This is a genomic window from Piscinibacter sp. (assembly GCF_050175855.1).
GTDB lineage: Bacteria > Pseudomonadota > Gammaproteobacteria > Burkholderiales > Burkholderiaceae_C > Piscinibacter.
Window position 1 is genome coordinate 1 of the sequence record NZ_JBFXIO010000529.1, and the last position, 2,865, is coordinate 2,865.

A 2,865-nucleotide genomic window follows, 5' to 3' on the forward strand; every position below is an offset into this window, starting at 1 on the left:
AAGCAGGACGATCGCGGCCGCTGGCACCCGGTGGGCTGCAAGGAATGCGGCATGAGCGGCTACAAGGGCCGCACCGGCGTCTACGAGCTGATGGTGGCCGACGACAAGGTGCAGGCGCTGATCCACAGCCGGGCCGCCGAGAGCCAGCTGTTCGTGGCCGCCGAGGAAGGCGGCCTGCGCTCGATGCGCGAGGACGGCGAGCGGCTGGTGGCCGAAGGCATCACCTCGCTCGAAGAGGTCTTGCGCGTCACCCGAGAGTAAGACGTGCCGGCCTACCGCTTCGAAGCGCTCGACGCCACCGGCAAGGCCAGCTCCGGCCTGCTGGAAGCCGACAACGCCAAGGCGGCGCGCGCACAGCTGCGCGCTCAGGCGCTGGTGCCGCTGGATGTGAAGGCGGTGGCCGCCGACACCAGCGCGGCCGGCGGCTTCAACCTCAAGCGCAAGGTGTTCAGCAGCACCGGCCTGACGGTGTGGACGCGCCAGCTCGCCGGCCTGGTGGGCTCGGGCCTGCCGCTCGAGCGCGCACTGACGGCCCTGGCCGACGAGGCGGAAGACAACCGCCAGCGCGAGCTGGTGGCGCACCTGCGCAGCGAGGTCAACGCCGGCTCGGCCTTCGCCCGGGCACTCGGCACGCTGCCGCGGGAGTTCGACGACGTCTACCGCGGCGTGGTCGCCGCCGGCGAGGCCAGCGGCGCGCTCGGGCCGGTGCTCGAGCGCCTGGCCGACGACCTGGAGGAACGCCAGGCGCTGCGCGCCAAGCTGATCGGCGCCACGCTCTATCCGGCCATCGTCTCGCTTATCGCGGTGGTGATCGTGGTCTTCCTCGTCACCTACGTGGTGCCGCAGGTGGCCTCGGTGTTCACCAGTTCCAAGCGTGCGCTGCCTGCGCTCACCGTGGCGATGCTGGCGATCAGCGGCTTCCTGCGCAGCTGGGGCTGGCTGCTGATCCTGGGCATCGCCGGCGGCATCGGCGCGCTGCTGTTCATGCTGCGCAACGAAGCCTTCCGCGAGCGCTTCGACGCCGCCTGGCTCACCCTGCCGCTGATCGGCCGGCTCTCGCGCGGCTACAACGCGGCGCGCTTCGCCGGCACGCTGGCGATGCTGGCCGGCGCCGGCGTTCCCATCCTCAAGGCACTGCAGGCCGCAGCCGAGACCTTGTCCAACCGCGCCATGCGCGCCGATGCGATGGAAGCGCTAGTGCAGGTGCGCGAAGGCGCACCGCTGGCCTCGGCGCTGGCCGGCAAGAAGCGCTTCCCGGGGCTGCTGGCGATGTTCTCGCGCCTGGGCGAGCAGACCGGCCAGCTGCCGGTCATGCTCGACCGTGCGGCGCGCCAGCTCGGCGCCGAAGTGCAGCGCCGCGCGATGCAGATGGCCACCATCCTGGAGCCGCTGCTGATCGTGGCGATGGGTGGCGTGGTCATGCTCATCGTGCTGGCCGTGCTGCTGCCGATCATCCAGCTCAACACCTGGGTCAAATGAGCGGGCCGGGGCCGGCGTCCGAGACGACGGGCACGCCCGGCACCACAGCCACGGTCGATTCCGCCCACGCCCTCGAGCAGGAGCTGGCGCGCCGCCTGCTGCACCTGGTGGCGGCGCTGGTGTTCGCTGCCGGCGGCGTGTTCCTGCTGGCCAACCTCTGGGCGCGGCTGCTTCCGGAGACGCTGACCACGGCCGCGGCGCTGGTGGCCGCCGGGCTGATCTGGCGCGATGCGCATCGCCGCGGCCGGCCCACGCTGGGCATCCGGCTGCTGGCCTGGACGGCCTTCGTCGCGCTCAGCGGCGGCCTGCTGCGCCAGGGTGACACCCAGGGTCCGGCGCTGTGGTGGCTGAGCGCGCTGCCGCTGCTGCTGCTGCAAGGCGGGCTGCTGGTCGACGGCGCGGTGATGACGGCGCTGATCGTCGCCGAGGCGCTGTTCGTCGGCCAGCTGGCCGCCGTGCTCGGCGTGCTGCCGGTCGACCCGGAGCAACTCGGCGCGTGGCGGCGTGACCTCGCCATCGCCGGCGCATTGACCGTCAACGCGCTGGTGCTGGTGATGGGCATCCGCTGGCGGCGTGCGCTGCTGGCGCAGCTCGACGAAGCGCGCCGCCGCGCCGAGGACGCCGCGCAGGTCAAGGCGCGCTTCCTCGCCAACATGAGCCACGAGATCCGCACGCCGCTGCACGGCATCGTCGGCGCGGCCGAGCTGCTGCGCGGCACGCGGCTCGACGAGGGGCAGCGCCAGGTGCTGTCGGTGCTGCGCCGCAGCTCGTCGGCACTGATGTCGCTGGTCGACGACGTGCTCGACTTCTCCAAGCTCGAGGCCGGGCGCATGCGCGTGGCCAGCGAGCGCTTCGACCTGCACGACGTGATCCACGACGCGGCCGAGGTGTTCTCGGCACAGGCCGAGGCCAAGGGTGTCGACCTGCTGTCGCACTGCACCGCCGACCTGCCCGCCAGCGCGGTCGGCGACGCCGCGCGGCTGCGGCAGATCCTGCACAACCTGGTCGGCAACGCGGTGAAGTTCACCGAGCGCGGCGAGGTGCGCGTGTTCGCCGCCCCCGAGCGCGACGCCGACGGCAGCGCCTGGGCGCGCATCGCGGTACGCGACAGCGGTATCGGCATGCCGGAAGTGCAGGTCGCCGGCCTGTTCGAGGCCTTCTCGCAGGCCGACCTCTCCACCACGCGCCGCTTCGGCGGCACCGGGCTGGGGCTGGCCATCGCGCGCGAGCTGGCCACGCTGCTGGGCGGGCGCATCGAGGTGCAGAGCCTGCCCGGCCAGGGTTCGACCTTCATGCTGCTGGTGCCGCTGCGCGACAGCGTGGCTGCCGAGCCGGCGCCGGCGCTGCTGGCCGGCACCGAGGTGCACCTCGTCGGCATGAGCCGCA

At 72.7% G+C, this 2,865-nt stretch carries 2 protein-coding genes and 1 pseudogene; all 3 read left to right on the forward strand.

Going from position 1 to position 2,865, the window contains the following annotated elements; translation table 11 throughout:
• Window positions 1-261 (forward strand): annotated as a pseudogene (locus tag AB7U92_RS25175) (type II secretion system protein GspE); the annotation flags it as partial.
• A gap of 3 nt (window positions 262-264) precedes the next feature.
• On the forward strand, window positions 265-1,479 hold the full coding sequence (gene gspF / locus AB7U92_RS25180; protein ID WP_428583293.1) for a type II secretion system inner membrane protein GspF: 1,215 nt from the start codon (window positions 265-267) through the stop codon (window positions 1,477-1,479).
• Window positions 1,476-2,865, forward strand: a 1,390-nt coding sequence (locus tag AB7U92_RS25185) for an ATP-binding protein (RefSeq protein WP_428583295.1), incomplete at its 3' end; no start/stop codon positions are given. The genes gspF and AB7U92_RS25185, both read left to right, overlap by 4 nt.